The organism is Weissella koreensis KACC 15510, assembly GCF_000219805.1.
GTDB classification, from domain to species: domain Bacteria; phylum Bacillota; class Bacilli; order Lactobacillales; family Lactobacillaceae; genus Weissella; species Weissella koreensis.
Map to the genome: position 1 here is coordinate 697502 of NC_015759.1, position 15492 is coordinate 712993.

Sequence of the window (15492 nt, forward strand, 5' to 3'; positions counted from 1 at the left end):
CTTACATACTTAGTCAACATTTAGGTTAACTTTTATAACGTTTTATTCTTAATATCACTAAATTTTCTTGGATATTTGGCTGGTGTTTTTTTGACTTTTTTAATAACCACAATTTCTCGAGCATCACCATTAGGTAAATCAACTTTAATTTGATCTTCAACAGCCCCTCCAACGGTCGGAATAGCAACTTTGGCATCCTGAATTTCTTCAGCGGCTCGACTACCTTTCATCGCTAATAAGACTCCCCCTCGCTTGACCAATGGTAGTGTCATTTCAACTAACATCGGCATAGCTTTTAATGCACGGGCAGTTGCAACATCAAAAGTTTCACGAGTTGGTGCATTTTTATCTCCAAAAACCTCAGCTCGTTCATGAATAGGCTGAACGCCTGTCAGATCTAACTTTTCAATTAATTGGTTCAAAAAATTAATTCTTTTTTGTAGCGAATCTACAATTACTATTTCTAATTGCGGGAAGGCAATCTTAAGTGGCAATGATGGAAACCCTGCTCCAGCACCAACATCGACTAGTTTTAATGGCTCAGTTTGTAAGGCTGGGTAAGCCCAAGCTAACGTTAATGAATCAAAAAAATGTTTTAAATATACTTCGTTTTTTTCAACAATATTGGTTAAATCCATTACCTGATTTACTTCGATTAAGTAATCATAATAAATCTGATACTGCTCTAATTGGCGCTCATCTAATTTAATACCTTTTTTCTCTAAGGCAGTCTCAAATTCTTCGGGATTCATCTATTTTCCTCCATGTAAACAATTACATTAAGAATAACCCAAAAAACAAGGTGTTTCAATACTTTTCATTGCGTTTCACGTGAAACATATACTTAAACCTAATTTTAATATCAAACTTTCTGGTTAAAGCTTATTAATATGTTCCACTCTATCCATTTAAAATCAAATCTATCTGGTATTTTCCTACCATACCTATAAAATTCATTAGTCATTTTTAAGCTTGTCAAAATCACCAAATATATTTATAGTAGTAAAGATTATAATAATTAGATAATAATTATTAAATTCGAATTTTAAATAATATAAGAACTAATTTGAAAGGACATGTTAATTATGATTAAAGCTAAATCTCAATACTGGCAAAATATTATTGATCAAGCTCAAATTCCGGGACAAGATAAAGTCCCATTTTTCACTCTCGCTCCGATGGAAGCAGTGACTGATACTGTCTTCCGACGAGTTGTCGAACAAGCAGCCGGACCAGATGCCTATTATACCGAGTTCACTAATGCTCGCAGTGTCGCCCATCCTAAAGCTAAATTTTCAGTTCAAGGCCGTTTAGCAGTCGCTGAAAACGAACGAATGCCAATTGCTCAAATTTGGGGTGATCGGCCTCAGGATTTCGTTTCATCGATCAATGACTTAAAAGAGCGCGGTTATCAAGCTGTCGATCTCAACATGGGTTGTCCCGATGGTACAGTCATTAAAAATGGCGGTGGTTCTGATTTAATTCGTAATCCCGAAACTGCCGCAGCGGTGATTGCCGCAGCCAAAGAACCTGGACTGCCTATCTCTGTTAAAACACGCCTTGGTTTCAACCATCTTGATACCTATAAAACTTGGCTGCCGTTTTTGCTAGAACAAGACATTCAAGTTCTAACCGTTCATTTACGAACACGTAAAGAAATGTCAAAAGTCCCTGCTCATTTTGAATTAATTGACGAAATTTTAGCTATGCGTGATGAAATTTCTCCTAATACTTTAATTCAATTTAATGGTGATATTAAAAATCGAGCAGAAGGATTAGCATTGGCTCAAGCTCATCCTGGTATTGATGGTTTAATGATTGGCCGTGGTATTTTTGAAAGTCCTTGGGCTTTTGAAAAAGAACCGGTTGACCATACCTTAGAAGATTCTTTGGTTCTCTTAAACCTACAATTAGATTTACATGATGAAGTAACTAAATTATATGGTCCACGCCATTTCCAAAAATTGAAGCGCTTCTTCAAAATATATGTCCGTTCTTTCTCATATGCTTCCGATCTTCGAATGGCATTAATGGAAACAAATACTACTGATGAAGTTCGCCAAGTTTTGGCTGAATTTGATCAACAATATAAAGAACACATTGAGCAAGATTAAGTTTTTTCAAAAATTTATTTTTATCCCGCAGTGATGACGATCAATCTAATCTGGGGGTTTTATTTTATAATAAAAGAGGCTGGATAAAATTTTTATCCAACCTCTTTATAATTTAAATATCTTTCAAGTCTCTAATCTTTATTACGATGACGCCATTCATCCTGATTATCTAATAAAAAGTTTTTAAAACTTAAAACTGTTGATATCAAATCTGGTAAAACAAAGAGGATAAATGCCAAAGTTCGCATTATAAATCCAGTTGGCTGCAATAACCAAATAAATAAATAATCCATTGCGATGGTTAATATTAACGTTGACGGCGTAGCATGAACATACCCATCCATAAATCGTTTCTGCATTTTAACCCCTTTTTATTCCTAATATTTTTTGAATAAATTGTAATTTCAATTGATAATTGGTAGTATCCATAAAATCATCAATTCCATGGTGAGCTCCCTCAACTAGATGTAATTGTGCCATTTCTGGACCAATCATCTGTTGAGATGCTTCAATTAGACGAATTGTTTGTTGATAAGGGACTACTTGATCAGCCGTTCCTGCGAAACCTATAATGGGCGGCATTTGAGGAGTCAAATAATTAATCGGATCAATTTTATTCACCAAATCTGGTACATCTTGAGGAGCATTTTGTCCTAATAGCTGTCCTTCAAACGACTCATCTGTCCCAGTTTCAGCATACTTTGGTTTAGTTTTAGTAGCCGCAAACTGAGTCGGAAATTGGTCAACCTGATAAGGTCCATACATCGCAACAATTCCTTGTACTTCTTCACTAGCAGTTTGAAATTGCCCGAATGTAGAATTTTTAAATGCTGCTGTATTAGCTGTAATACCTGCCAAGACTGCCAATTGGGCACCTGATGATTCACCCATTAAAATGGTTTTATTCATATCTAAATTATATAATATGCCTTTGGATTTTAGCCAACGTATAGCTGCTTTAACTTCATAAACTTGAGTCGGAAAAGGTGCTTGCCATAACAATGAATAATCTAAACTCACTACTGCAAAACCAGCAGATAGAAATTGTAAAGCGGGCTCCAGCTTAAAAGAACTTTTATCTCCTCGCCATAATCCACCACCATAGATATCGATAATGACGGGAAAAGGCGCAGTTCCTTCATTTGGTAGGTAAATATCCAATTGATGCCTAGGACCTTCCATATAAGATAAGTCATGCCATTGATTATTAATCATTTGGACATTAGCTGGTTTAAAAGTATACCCCTGTTCAATAAACTTATTTGTCATTATCTCCTCCTCAGTAATTTAAAAAACTTTCCCTCTCCATTCTAACAATTTTATGATTAAACTGTTAGCCATCGTTTTTTTAGATAAATTGTTATATAATTAGTACTTACTTTTTAATAGTTAATTGGAGGCTATTCATGGCACAACTACACGATTTTGATTTTGCAACTTGGGACCATTATTTACAACAACAAATTGGTAAAACCATTCCCTGGCATGCCGGAGCTGATCACTTGGACCATCCCCTCTATGACTCTGAATTATTCAAAATGCTACATGAGTTCAAAGGTTCTGACTTTTATGATGCAAATTTCCAACGGACCTTAATGCAAAAAGAATTAGCCACGCCTATCACTGAATCTGACATCATTGACATTGCTAATGATTCAAATGACTTCTTCAAACTACGGGCCATTATTTCAATGATCATTGAAAACGAAAAATTTTTCGAAGGAATGTGGGCTGCAATGTTAGAAAAAGGAATTTTTAAAAAATTACTACAACGTCTACACCAAACTACACCATCTGATTTTCCTATTTGGTAAATTAAATTCCTAATCCCGTTGATGCAAACAAGCACAAACGGGATTTTTTATTTATAAAGAAAAAGCCCCTACCAAATGGTCTGAGCCTTTCTTTAAATGATATTTTCAATTAGGATACTATGCCTGTTTTGGTTTTTCGTCGCTAGTTTGTTCATTGCGATTGACAAAGAACTCCCAAAGATAAACAAAGAGGGTTCGTAAAATGGCATAGGTTGGAATAGCTAAGATCATCCCCGCTATTCCAGCCACATTTCCTGCTGCCAATAATAAAATAATTATTGTCATCGGATGAATGTTCAAACGTGAACCAATAATCCGCGGATAAATAATATTTCCATCAATCAAATGCACAATTGCCACTACTAAGACTGTGAAAAAAATTTGCCAAACACCTTGTGTCGCTGAAACAAATAGTGCTGGTACAATTCCAATATATGGTCCCAAATATGGCACAATATTAGATAATCCAGCGATAATCGCTAAGACTAAAGCATATTTCTCACCAATTAAGAAGTATCCAATTCCTGTCGCAAATCCTACAAATAACATCTCCATAACTTGACCCATAATATAGTTTGAAAGTGTGTCATTTAGTAAACTAGCAACTTCCGCCATATCATCTTTTCGTTTTGGAAACCATTGTTGAACGAATGGTAATAACTTATGGCCATCGCTTAACATATAGAAAGTCATAACAGGTACCGTTAATGCATAAACCAAATATCCAATCAAAGAACTAGCAAATCCCCCAATGCCATTGGCCATTCCATTAGCAATTTGAGTCCCATATTTTTGAGCCCCATGTTGCAATGTATTTGCATCAAAAGTTACCCCCATCCGATTAATAATAGCTAGTCGATCTTCACCTTCCATCCAATTTCGCATCTGACGCAAATATGTCGGTGCTGATTGTACAAAATTAGTGATTTGATCAATTAAACGTGGTACAACAATTGCCATTGCTAATCCAATCAAAACCATCATTAACACCACTAAAAATAATGCAATGATACTACGCGGAATCGACTTATTCTTTTTTATTTTTATTTTTTCAATAATTTTTATGATTGGATTTAGAATATAATACAACAAACCTGAAATTAAAACGGGAATAAAAACCGCCCCAATAAATTTAAAAATCGGTTCTAAAATAAAATCCAGCTGTGAAACAACCATCAATAAAAGTGCAACAATTAATAATTCAAGTGACCAAAATAATATGGATTTTGATCGGATTTTTTCTAGCATACTTATCTCCCCTAATAAATTTTAAAAGTCGTATAATCTGGATTTACTCCGACGCTTGCAATTTTAACATGGTGGACTTTAGTACCGTTAGATGGGCCAATTTCAATCTGAGTTATAAATTTACGAATATTCATTTCCTCACCTTGAGCTTCAATTGATACTGATCCGTCAGTTTCATTGATGACAAATCCTACAATCCCTAACTGCACAGCTAGACGACGAGTCGCCCAACGAAATCCAACACCTTGCACTAGACCATACACTTTCAATCGAACTGCTTGTTCCATTTTATTTCCCCCTTCTCTATTACGATTCCAATTAATTTATAAAATTAAATTTATTTTTAGTGAAATTGCCGATATTTAGCCACTAATTTAGCTGTTGTAATAATATGGTTTTCCATTTGATCATGTAGTTGATTCAAATAAAACCCTGGCTCTAAATCTAAAATAACATCTAATGCATAAACCTTTAAAATATAATTATGATCACGGCCACGAGGTCGCATCCCTCCATAGTAACTAGATGTTTCTTTGTCTTGATTATATCCCATAGGACTGTGTGAACTATTCACACCTTGAATAAATTCTGACGTTTCTTGACTTGCATTTGCCAAGACTTCAGTTGTTAATAAGTTGGCTAATGTCCAATGGATCCAAATAAACCCTTTAGTTACTTCATAGGCATCTAAATCATAGAGGACTGCTGCATAACTTTTAGCCATTTCAGGGGCTTCTTCAATTTTAAATGGTATCGAATAGGTAGGAATTTTATTTTCGTTCACATATTGACTGTAACCTCCAAAAATATCCTTAAAGTAACCATTTTCAATCCCCGTACTTGTTATTTTCATATCTTTTTACCTTCTAAATAATTAGTTACACCTTAATTGTATTTAATATCCTAATAAATGAAACAATAATCTGCAAGTCTCTAATCGATCATTTTACAATTCTAAAATTGGTGATAATTCAAGCCAAGTCGATTCGAATAAAGGGAAAATCAAATTATCATCCCATTTATTCATAAAATATGGATGATAAAAATATGTAAAAGCCATCATAATTGTGATACCTCGTTGTTGCCGAAAAGTATCCCAGCCCATGATATATTCAACTTTATTCGAAAAAGCCGTTAATTCATCATTCATAATTTCACTTTGTTGACTAATTTTTTTAACATAAAGTTGGGTTAGCGCTGGATCAGCTCTAAAAGCTGCTTGGCGCTGTTGTACCAAAGTTTGTAACCAATCATGAAGACTATCAATTCTTGCTTCTACAGGCATTCGGACAGCTTGATCTAAAATTGGCTGATCAATCTTCAATAACCAATCATTAATCAAAGCCTCAACTAGCGCCTCACGATTTTTAAAGTGTTTGTATAGAGCGGCATGCGATACATCCAAAATTTTAGCAATGGCTGTCATCCTTAATCCAGCATCCCCTTTATCCATCAACACTGTTTGGGCTGCTTCAAAAATTTGTTCATCATTTATTTTACCCATTATCTTACCCACCTGTTCTTCCGGTTATGCTTCATTATAAAGCAGTCAACCATATCTGTCCTGTATCACCCTTAAATGATTAATTATGTAGAGATTTTTAATAAAAAAAGACTAGGATAAATATCCTAGTCTTTCTTACTCAGTAATTTTGAAAATCAATATCATTCATTTAAGATCATTTCTATTAATAAAGATTATAATCTGACACTACTATCAAATTTAATAATGTAAATTAGATTAAATTGATTGTTTTGCTGGTCGAATCAAGACTTCACTAATTGCTACGTGCTTTGGTTGTTGAATAGCATAAACTACGGCGTTAGCTACATCTTCAGGGTTTAAGCTAACTCCCTCCAACTTAGATTGACCTTCAAGATAGGTTTCTATATCTTTATTTCCAACAGTTGTTAAGAGTTCAGTTGATACCATTCCAGGTGAAACAATTGTTGAGCGAATTCCTGTTTGATATTCTTCTTGGCGCAAGCCTTCCATAATTGCCCGTACAGCAAATTTAGTTCCATTATAAACTGCTGAACCAGGGTACATCACATGCCCTGCTACAGAATCAGTGGAAATAATTAATCCATCTTTTTGCTCACGCATAATCGGAAGAACGGCTCCAATTCCATTTAATACACCCATAACATTGGTATTCAACATCATCTCCCAACTATCATAATTGAGTTCAGATAAATTACCCTGTGGCATAATTCCTGCATTATTATAAAGAACATCAATATGTCCAAATTTGTTCATGGCTAAATCAACTACAGCCTTAACTTGATCACGTTTCGTTACATCAGCAGTTTGATAAAAGACATTTTCTCCCAATTGAGCTGCTAATTGACTAATTTTGTCCTCACGGCGAGCTGCAATAACTAATTTTGCTCCTTGTTCTGCCAATTTGATAGCTGTTGCTTCTCCAATTCCAGAAGACGCTCCCATAATAATAACTACTTTATTTTTAATTTCATTCATTATTCAATTCCCCTTTTCAATTTTAAATATTAATTTATGTTATATGTTTCTAGCTTGTTATTAAGCAACAACAAAGTCATAATAACATTAAAGTTCACTTTAATGTCAACCATCTATCTAATTTATAAGGAGAAATAACAATGTCATATACCATCTCACAAGTCGCTAAGGCAATGCAAATTCCAGCATCAACCCTACGTTACTATGATAAAGAAGGCTTACTTCCAAATTTATCACGCCAAGCTTCTGGCTATCGCAGCTTTTCCGATGGCGATATTGAAATGATCGATGTCATTGAATGTCTAAAAGCCACTGGTATGTCAATTAATGACATTAAAAATTATGCCGATTTGACTAAATCTGGTGACAATTCATTAGAGGCCCGTCGAGATATGTTCATTCAACAAAAAGCCCTCGTTAAACGACAAATCGCAAGTCTCGAAAATTCAATGCAATTATTAGATAAGAAATGCCAATATTATGAAAGCGCCATTGAGGCAGGTACCGAGACTATTCATTTCCCAATTCAAATGTCACTCCAAAATCGTCTGAAATTTCAAAAATAAAGTCGATGTTTTGATCTATTTATAGCCATTCAAATTAAGTATAAATGCTTTGAATTTAAATCTAAGATTACTTGATATACCTTGATATAAATCATCCCCACATTGCTTAGATCATGCTAAAATAAGATATTATTAGAAAAGGAGCTGGGGTTAACCCTTGTAGTACGAAATTATGGCATATAATCGCAACCCAAATCAGCATGATAAACCTTATCATGCTTCACGTGGAACAAATTCCGCCTCAAACAATGTCATCGTTAAAATTGGTGACAAATTACTAATTACCATTAAAAGACTTGGTATTAACGGAGAAGGAATTGGTTACTATAAACGTAAGATTACCTTTATTCCTGGTGCGTTGCCAGGTGAAGTTGTTGATGTTAAAGTTACCAACTTTACAGACCGTTTTATCGAAGCTGAAATTCGCAAATTCAAACAAAAGTCACCGGATCGGGTCGAACCTATCGACGATCAAAGTGTTGGTGGTTTTGAGCTAGAACACTTATCTTATCCAAAACAATTAGAATTCAAGCAAGATGTTATCCGACAAGCTCTTGAAAAATATAAACCTCGTGGTTTTGAAGATATTGAAATTAAGCCCACAATTGGCATGGAAGATCCTAGAGGTTATCGTAATAAAGCCCAATTCCCGATTCGTCAAATGAAGGATGGAACCATTTCTGTTGGGATGTATCAACGTAACTCCCATTTCTTAGTTGATTTACCTAAGGTGTCCACTCAACATCCTGCTACCTTAAAAGTTGTCCGTAAGGTCCGTGATATTATCGATGAGTTAGAGATTCCAATCTACGAAGAAAAGAAAAATACAGGTATCATTAAGACACTGGTTGCCCGAGTAAGTGAATCAACCGGTGAAGTCCAATTAACTATTGTGACTAATTCTGATAAAATCCCTGAACTTTCAACATTAATCGCATATATTCATGATGATTTACCAGAAGTGGTTTCAATTCATCAAAATATTAATCCCGACGAAACTTCATTAATTTGGGGTGAAAAAACTAAGTTACTTTGGGGTTCTAACTTCATTACTGAAACAATTAATGGGCGTCAATTTAAGTTGTCACCTCGAGCATTCTTACAACTAAATCCCCGTCAAACAGCGCGTTTGTATCAAGAGGCTTTAAGTGCTCTGGATCTAACCCATGCTGATAAATTAATTGATGCTTATTCTGGTGTTGGAACCATCGGAATTTCCCTAGCTGATAATGCTGGTGAGATTCGTGGAATGGATACTGTTCCAGAGTCAATTGCTGATGCTAATCAAAACGTTTTGGATAATAATGTTACAAATACCAAATACTTTGTTGGCGCTGCTGAAGATTTGATTCCACAATGGACCGCAGCTGGTTGGATCGCCGATGCAATTGTCGTTGATCCTCCCCGGACTGGTTTAGATATTAATTTACGAAATACAATTTTGGCTCATGCGCCAGAAAAATTTGTTTATATTTCATGTAATGAATCAACATTAGCTCGTGATTTAGTCGATCTTCTTAAAGTTTATGATGTCGAATATATTCAACCAATTGACATGTTCCCTCAAACTGCTCGTTGGGAAGGAATTGTTAAGTTCACAAAACGTTAATCAAAAAATTTAAAAAGGCGTCTAATCTAGGTATTTACCCTGATTAGACGCCTTTTTCTTTTAAATCAGATTAATTAATCGCCTAACAAAGGGCAGAATCAACAAACTTAAACTAATTAAAATAACTCCCTCTAATAGATTAAATGGAACCACTGCCAACAACAGATAATTAAAAATACCAAAGACCTGACCAATATTAAAATTAGCAAATTGCGCATAAAGCGGAATCGCATAAAAATAGTTCATCAAGACCATCATAACTGTTAATGCAACAGAACCAAGTACGATTGACATGCCTTTTTGAATCCAAGGTCGCCATTTATTTTTGGTCAAGCAATAATACAAAACTGTCATTAAAATCATGAATCCCAAAATATTCATTGGTAAACCAATATAATCATTTACCCCAGCATTATTAAGTAATAATTTTAACAATGACCGAATCAGTAAAATTAGGTACCCACTTTTCAAATCAAGTAACATCATTCCCATAAAGATCGGAATAAACGATAGATCAATTTTTAAAAAAGGCATTGTTGGAATTAATGGCACCGAAATAAAAACCATTAAAATCACCGATAAAGCCGAAAAAAGGGCAATAAGACTTAATTTTCTAGTCTGCATCATTTTCGTACTCCATTCATTTTTAATTAAATTAAAAAAATCCCCTGAGTTTAAAACTCACGGGACTATCAAAGACACTTAAAAGCACTATTCTTATATGATCATAATATCCCCTTTAAAAGATATTAAGGCCACTAAAAAAGCTCCTTTAATTCTTCTCCCATCCAGACTTTAACTGTCGGTGCTAGATTCACACTAGCTCAACCATTTAAAATGGCTCACGGACTTTGATATAGACATCATTTACCGTCGGTCGGGAATTACACCCTGCCCCGAAGAATTTATTTAATTTAAAATCATTATATACATAATTTTTATTATTTGCAAAAGCGTCATCATTCATATAATTTATATTATTGTCTTTTAAAATCGAACATTAATTTATAATAAACGTCCAATTAGCGATAACAATTTATCAAAAGCAGATTTACCTTTAAAATTATGGTATTCTCTCGTATAATTAAAACATTCAATTTAATTTAGGAGGACTATGATGGCTGAACTCAAGCAACAAGAAAGCATCCTCGTTCTCGACTTCGGTTCACAATACAATCAATTGATTGCCCGCCGAATTCGAGAAATGGGAGTATACTCAGAACTTAAGCCACACACCATTACAATAGAGGAAATTAAAGCAATTAATCCAGTGGGGTTAGTCTTTTCTGGTGGACCTAATTCAGTTAACGACGAAGGGGCCTTTACCATTGATCCTGAAATCTATAACTTAAATATCCCGATTTTGGGAATCTGTTATGGTATGCAACTCATGGCCCATCAACTCCCCGGCGGAAAAGTAGCACCTGCTAATAATTCATCCGAATATGGCGAGACTGAGATGGAAGTTACTGATCCTGAAGCAGTACTATTTAAGGGAACACCAAAAAAGCAAGTTGTTTTGATGTCCCATGGTGATTACGTGGACCAAGTTCCTGACGGGTTTACGGCTGTAGGAACTTCTGACAACACACCAATTGCTGCAATGCAAAATCCGGATAAGAATCTTTATGCAATCCAATTTCATGCTGAAGTTCAACACACCGTTTATGGTCACCAAATTATAGAAAACTTTATCAACGCTACTCGTGCTAAGCGCAATTGGTCAATGGATGATTTTATCGACCAGCAAATCGAAGAAATCCGTTCTACAGTTGGTGATAAGAAGGTATTGCTTGGTCTCTCTGGTGGTGTAGATTCTTCAGTTGTTGGAGTTTTACTACAACGTGCCATTGGTGATCAATTAACTTCAATTTTCGTTGATCATGGTCTTTTACGTAAAAACGAAGCTAACGAAGTCATGGAAGCTCTTGGTGGTAAATTCGGTCTTAATATTATTAAGGTCGACGCCCAAGAACGTTTCCTTAATAAATTAGCTGGTATTTCAGATCCAGAAAAAAAGCGCAAAATCATTGGTAATGAATTTATTCAAGTTTTCGATGAAGAAGCTACTAAACTTAAGGGCATTGATTTCCTAGCCCAAGGAACGCTTTATACTGATATTATTGAATCTGGAACTGACACGGCCCAAACAATTAAGTCTCACCACAACGTTGGGGGGCTTCCTGAAGATATGCAATTCACTTTAATTGAACCTCTTAAGACACTCTTTAAAGATGAAGTCCGTGCTTTAGGTGAAAAACTGGGTATGCCACACGACCTAGTTTGGCGTCAACCATTCCCTGGTCCTGGACTTGGAATTCGAGTTTTAGGTGATATCACTGAAGCTAAACTCGAAATCGTCCGTGATTCTGATGCAATTTTGCGGGAAGAATTTGCTAACCACGGCCTTGATGCTGAAGTTTGGCAATACTTCACCGTCCTAACAGGTGTCCGTTCCGTTGGTGTCATGGGAGATGGTCGTACTTATGACTACACTATCTCCATTCGTGCCATTACTTCTATAGATGGAATGACAGCCGATTTTGCTAAGCTTCCTTGGGATATCTTGGAAGAAGTATCACGTCGAATTGTCAACGAAGTGAGTGGGATTAACCGCGTAGTCTACGACATTACAGCTAAGCCACCAGCAACTGTTGAGTGGGAATAATAAATTTTAAAAGATAATCTATGATTTAAAAAAGTCACGCTCGTTTAGTGATTACATTTAACTCTAAAAATTGAAGTTTGTTTCAATTAATTGGTCGGAAAGTTTTTAGTACTCTACTGAAAACTTTTCGACCATTTTTTAGTTGCTTTAATCGCTAATCATTCTTGGCTTAATACTTAAATATAATTTATCTTTGCACGATTAACATTTTGAATGCCTTAAATTTAAAAGAAATACAAACTGTAAAATATTTTAATCCCATTTTAGGAACTGCAGATGGAATCTTGTGACTATTTAATAAAATAAATATTACAGATGCGATTTATCACTACCGCAACTAGAAAAAAGTTCATTTAAAATATATGCAGGCGTAATAATTTTATTTTGGCTGAAGCTTATTTAGTGTAAAATTTAAAAAAGCAAAGCATCTATCAGTAACTACTGGATTATGGCGATATACCTATCAAATTTTTGAAAGTTTAGTTCACAGAGACAAAGTTACTATACATAACCAAAATAGTGGGGAATAATAAATGGAACACGTATTAAAAGAGTCACAAAACCCAAAGGAGATTCACCAACAAACTGGAATTTTAATTATTTCAACGATTGCTTTAGGCATCATAGTTGGTTTTAGTTCATTGATTTTGAGTTTATTTTTAGATAAAGTTGAACAATTTTTCTTAAGCTTCAAAGAATCAGCACTCGCGCCTAGCGCAACCATGATTGCCGGTAGTCATCGACTCATTTCAGTGATTATTGGGGGGATGTTAGCCACCATCATTTGGTATATTCTACGCACTAAATTTAAACCCATCATCAGTATCAATCAGGCCTTAAAAGGAAAACAGATGCCATGGATTGAAACCATCATTGATGTTCTAACCCAGATTATGTTTGTCGGAACTGGTGGTTCGGTGGGCCGTGAGTTAGCTCCAAGAGAAGCCGGAGCCATGCTAGCGCAACGATGGTCAAACATGATTAATAAAATAGGATTATCAAAAATAACTCCCGAAGATCAACAGTTATTAATTGCTGCTGCTGCCGGGGCCGGTTTCGCCGGAATCTACATCGCCCCCATCACGGGGATGTTTTTCTGTGTTGAAATTCTATTAAAAAAAATAACACCAAAAACGGTAACCATCAGTTTAAGTATGAGTGTGATTTCAATGTTAATAGGTTCTTTGGTTAAGGGCTTTAAGCCTTACTATTTAATTCACGATACTCATTTCAGCTTAATGATGCTACCTTTTGTTTTAATCGCGAGTCCCATTATTGGACTAGTCGGCGTTTTATTTCGTAAAGCCTTTAAATGGGCTGAAAAATTTCAAGCCAAGAATAAACAAATTTTATGGCAATTACCATTATTAGCTGTTTTAACTGGATTAATAGCAATGATATTCCCACAAATCATGGGAAATGGTCGGGCCTTAGCTCAACTGTCAATGAATTATAATCACCATTTTTTTATCGGGATTCTTATTTTGGGCGCAATCGCTAAAGCTACCGTAACAGTTTTAACGATTCGTGCTGGCGCATCCGGTGGAACGTTAACCCCATCAATTGCGATTGGATCAGCCTTAGGTGTTTTAATTGGACTAGGCTTTAATTTATTAGGCTTCCCACTTTCATTGAGTCAAGCAGCATTATTAGGTGCCGCTATTCTCTTGGCTGCCTCACAACAAGCTCCTTTAATGGCTTTATTTATGATTTTCGAAGTTAGCCATCTTGATTATTCGGCATTTTTACCTCTTGGTCTTGGTGTGGCGATCGCAGCCATCATTTCACAATTATTCTTTAAAGGTCGTTTATAGAAAGATATATATAATAGCTATTATTAATTATTTGATTTAATTATTGTGAACTTAACCCCATTAGTTGGCTAAAACTGATGGGGTTTTTATTATGTTTTAAAAAACATTCTAACTATGCTTAAATACAGATAAATTTATTTAAAGATATTTAAAAAGTTTGCACTAAATCAAAAAACACTTATAGTAAAAGAAACAAGTTATTTATAAAGTAACATGTTCTCAAATTATCAAATCAACATATCGCATCACAATGTTCATGTAGATATCAGAAATAATATTTATAAAAAAATTGATAAAGGATAAATAAAAATGAAATATTTAATTACCGGCGCAACAGGAAATTTAGGTACTCGAGTAGTCCATAATTTAATTAAATTAGTAGGATCTGAATCCATTACCGCTGCAGTTCATACACCAAGTAAGGCTAATTTGATTAAAGAACTAGGTGTAAATTTGGTATCAATCGATTATTTGAACGTTGATAGTATGGTTCAAGCCTTCAAGAAACAAGATGTAGTGATTTATATTCCTAGTAAAACTTATAGTATGTTACAGAGAATTACGGAGTTTGAAAATTCGATAAAAGCCTTAAAATTAGCCAATGTACACAATGTTGTCTTTGTTAGTTTCTACGCTGATCAAGAAAATAATCCCTTTACGATGTCTCCCTACTACGGCTATGCTCCAAGAAAACTGGCTGGTAGTGGTTTAGCATATGCTGTTATTAGAAATTCACTATATGCTGATCCATTGGTGCCTTACTTACCCGAACTAATTGAACGAAAACACTTAATCTATCCGGTCGGCGATCAAGCGATGAGTTTTATCACCCAAGATGACAGTGCTGAATCAATCGCTAAGTTGGCTATGCAACCTAATTTACGAGATCATGGACAAATCTATACTGTGACTCAAGATAATAGTTTAACTATGCCAGAACTCGGAAAAATTATGACTACTATCACTGATCATACAATTGGCTATGAGCCAGTTACTACGAAAGAATTTGGTGAAATCTATGCTCCAGATGGGGATGGCGAAGAGTTAGCTAGTATGTATGCCGCTGGTGCTCTAGGATTATTTGATCAAGTCACCAATGACTTTAAAACCATCACAGGACACGCTCCTAAGAACATGCTGAACTTCTTATCCCGCAATTATGTGGAGCGTAAATAAA

The 15492-nt window shown here is 35.1% G+C and carries 16 protein-coding genes and 1 riboswitch; of the genes, 7 read left to right on the forward strand and 9 right to left on the reverse strand.

The window, feature by feature from the left end; translation table 11 throughout:
- Positions 1 to 32: 32 nt before the first annotated feature.
- Positions 33 to 752 carry a 16S rRNA (guanine(527)-N(7))-methyltransferase RsmG gene (gene rsmG / locus WKK_RS03385; RefSeq protein WP_006846114.1) on the reverse strand — a complete coding sequence of 240 codons (720 nt, stop codon included), beginning with the start codon at positions 750 to 752 and terminating at the stop codon, positions 33 to 35.
- Positions 753 to 1085: 333 nt separating this feature from the next.
- Here rsmG and WKK_RS03390 point away from each other — a divergent pair, with 333 nt between their 5' ends.
- The gene (locus WKK_RS03390) at positions 1086 to 2114 is read left to right on the forward strand and encodes a tRNA dihydrouridine synthase (RefSeq protein WP_013989457.1); all 1029 of its coding nucleotides are present in this window, start codon (positions 1086 to 1088) and stop codon (positions 2112 to 2114) included.
- Between the two features lie 131 nt (positions 2115 to 2245).
- Here the strand turns inward: WKK_RS03390 and WKK_RS03395 are convergent, their stop codons facing one another.
- Together WKK_RS03395 and WKK_RS03400 are read right to left on the reverse strand one after the other, a co-directional pair.
- Positions 2246 to 2473: a hypothetical protein gene (locus WKK_RS03395; protein WP_006846116.1), complete on the reverse strand. Its 228-nt coding sequence runs from the start codon at positions 2471 to 2473 to the stop codon at positions 2246 to 2248.
- Position 2474: 1 nt separating this feature from the next.
- The gene (locus WKK_RS03400) at positions 2475 to 3383 is read right to left on the reverse strand and encodes an alpha/beta hydrolase (RefSeq protein ID WP_006846117.1); all 909 of its coding nucleotides are present in this window, start codon (positions 3381 to 3383) and stop codon (positions 2475 to 2477) included.
- Between the two features lie 137 nt (positions 3384 to 3520).
- On the opposite strand from WKK_RS03400, the gene WKK_RS03405 reads away from it, so the two are divergent.
- Entirely contained in the window at positions 3521 to 3928 is a 408-nt protein-coding gene (locus WKK_RS03405) for a DUF6508 domain-containing protein (RefSeq protein WP_013989458.1), read from the forward strand.
- Positions 3929 to 4045: 117 nt separating this feature from the next.
- Here the strand turns inward: WKK_RS03405 and WKK_RS03410 are convergent, their stop codons facing one another.
- The 5 genes from WKK_RS03410 to WKK_RS03430 all read right to left on the reverse strand — a co-directional run bounded on the left by WKK_RS03410 (position 4046) and on the right by WKK_RS03430 (position 7658).
- Positions 4046 to 5176, reverse strand: a complete 1131-nt coding sequence (locus WKK_RS03410) for an AI-2E family transporter (protein WP_013989459.1) — start codon at positions 5174 to 5176, stop codon at positions 4046 to 4048.
- Positions 5177 to 5187: 11 nt separating this feature from the next.
- Positions 5188 to 5463, reverse strand: coding sequence for an acylphosphatase (locus WKK_RS03415; protein WP_013989460.1), 276 nt, complete (start codon positions 5461 to 5463; stop codon positions 5188 to 5190).
- A gap of 56 nt (positions 5464 to 5519) precedes the next feature.
- Positions 5520 to 6029 carry a YbhB/YbcL family Raf kinase inhibitor-like protein gene (locus tag WKK_RS03420; RefSeq protein ID WP_013989461.1) on the reverse strand — a complete coding sequence of 170 codons (510 nt, stop codon included), beginning with the start codon at positions 6027 to 6029 and terminating at the stop codon, positions 5520 to 5522.
- A gap of 93 nt (positions 6030 to 6122) precedes the next feature.
- Complete coding sequence (locus WKK_RS03425) at positions 6123 to 6680, reverse strand: TetR/AcrR family transcriptional regulator (protein ID WP_013989462.1); 558 nt, start codon at positions 6678 to 6680, stop codon at positions 6123 to 6125.
- 237 nt (positions 6681 to 6917) lie between these two features.
- Entirely contained in the window at positions 6918 to 7658 is a 741-nt protein-coding gene (locus tag WKK_RS03430) for an SDR family oxidoreductase (protein WP_006846123.1), read from the reverse strand.
- A 140-nt stretch (positions 7659 to 7798) separates the two neighbouring features.
- Between WKK_RS03430 and WKK_RS03435 the strand changes: the two genes are divergently transcribed.
- Both WKK_RS03435 and rlmD read left to right on the forward strand, forming a co-directional pair.
- Positions 7799 to 8224, forward strand: coding sequence for a MerR family transcriptional regulator (locus tag WKK_RS03435; protein WP_013989463.1), 426 nt, complete (start codon positions 7799 to 7801; stop codon positions 8222 to 8224).
- Positions 8225 to 8396: 172 nt separating this feature from the next.
- Positions 8397 to 9833 (forward strand): 23S rRNA (uracil(1939)-C(5))-methyltransferase RlmD, encoded by a 1437-nt coding sequence (gene rlmD / locus WKK_RS03440; RefSeq protein WP_006846125.1) that lies wholly within the window; start codon positions 8397 to 8399, stop codon positions 9831 to 9833.
- 60 nt (positions 9834 to 9893) lie between these two features.
- On the opposite strand, the gene WKK_RS03445 is transcribed toward rlmD, so the two are convergent.
- Positions 9894 to 10460, reverse strand: coding sequence for an ECF transporter S component (locus WKK_RS03445; protein ID WP_013989464.1), 567 nt, complete (start codon positions 10458 to 10460; stop codon positions 9894 to 9896).
- 145 nt (positions 10461 to 10605) lie between these two features.
- Positions 10606 to 10741: riboswitch (FMN riboswitch) on the reverse strand.
- Between the two features lie 209 nt (positions 10742 to 10950).
- On the opposite strand from WKK_RS03445, the gene guaA reads away from it, so the two are divergent.
- The 3 genes from guaA (at position 10951) to WKK_RS03460 (ending at position 15491) form a co-directional block, all read left to right on the forward strand.
- Positions 10951 to 12501: a glutamine-hydrolyzing GMP synthase gene (gene guaA, locus WKK_RS03450; protein WP_013989465.1), complete on the forward strand. Its 1551-nt coding sequence runs from the start codon at positions 10951 to 10953 to the stop codon at positions 12499 to 12501.
- 533 nt (positions 12502 to 13034) lie between these two features.
- Positions 13035 to 14315, forward strand: a complete 1281-nt coding sequence (locus tag WKK_RS03455) for a chloride channel protein (protein ID WP_006846129.1) — start codon at positions 13035 to 13037, stop codon at positions 14313 to 14315.
- Positions 14316 to 14624: 309 nt separating this feature from the next.
- Complete coding sequence (locus tag WKK_RS03460; protein ID WP_013989466.1) at positions 14625 to 15491, forward strand: SDR family oxidoreductase; 867 nt, start codon at positions 14625 to 14627, stop codon at positions 15489 to 15491.
- The last annotated feature ends 1 nt before the right edge of the window (position 15492 follow it).

Bases quoted from the DNA above. Each gene is read 5' to 3' on its own strand.
- WKK_RS03430 (WP_006846123.1), bottom strand. From the start codon at position 7,658: ATGAATGAAATTAAAAATAAAGTAGTTATTATTATGGGAGCGTCTTCT.
- rsmG (WP_006846114.1), bottom strand. From the start codon at position 752: ATGAATCCCGAAGAATTTGAGACTGCCTTAGAGAAAAAAGGTATTAAA.
- WKK_RS03435 (WP_013989463.1), top strand. From the start codon at position 7,799: ATGTCATATACCATCTCACAAGTCGCTAAGGCAATGCAAATTCCAGCA.
- rlmD (WP_006846125.1), top strand. From the start codon at position 8,397: ATGGCATATAATCGCAACCCAAATCAGCATGATAAACCTTATCATGCT.
- WKK_RS03395 (WP_006846116.1), bottom strand. From the start codon at position 2,473: ATGCAGAAACGATTTATGGATGGGTATGTTCATGCTACGCCGTCAACG.
- WKK_RS03425 (WP_013989462.1), bottom strand. From the start codon at position 6,680: ATGGGTAAAATAAATGATGAACAAATTTTTGAAGCAGCCCAAACAGTG.
- WKK_RS03405 (WP_013989458.1), top strand. From the start codon at position 3,521: ATGGCACAACTACACGATTTTGATTTTGCAACTTGGGACCATTATTTA.
- WKK_RS03415 (WP_013989460.1), bottom strand. From the start codon at position 5,463: ATGGAACAAGCAGTTCGATTGAAAGTGTATGGTCTAGTGCAAGGTGTT.
- WKK_RS03460 (WP_013989466.1), top strand. From the start codon at position 14,625: ATGAAATATTTAATTACCGGCGCAACAGGAAATTTAGGTACTCGAGTA.
- guaA (WP_013989465.1), top strand. From the start codon at position 10,951: ATGGCTGAACTCAAGCAACAAGAAAGCATCCTCGTTCTCGACTTCGGT.
- WKK_RS03400 (WP_006846117.1), bottom strand. From the start codon at position 3,383: ATGACAAATAAGTTTATTGAACAGGGGTATACTTTTAAACCAGCTAAT.
- WKK_RS03390 (WP_013989457.1), top strand. From the start codon at position 1,086: ATGATTAAAGCTAAATCTCAATACTGGCAAAATATTATTGATCAAGCT.
- WKK_RS03455 (WP_006846129.1), top strand. From the start codon at position 13,035: ATGGAACACGTATTAAAAGAGTCACAAAACCCAAAGGAGATTCACCAA.
- WKK_RS03445 (WP_013989464.1), bottom strand. From the start codon at position 10,460: ATGATGCAGACTAGAAAATTAAGTCTTATTGCCCTTTTTTCGGCTTTA.
- WKK_RS03420 (WP_013989461.1), bottom strand. From the start codon at position 6,029: ATGAAAATAACAAGTACGGGGATTGAAAATGGTTACTTTAAGGATATT.
- WKK_RS03410 (WP_013989459.1), bottom strand. From the start codon at position 5,176: ATGCTAGAAAAAATCCGATCAAAATCCATATTATTTTGGTCACTTGAA.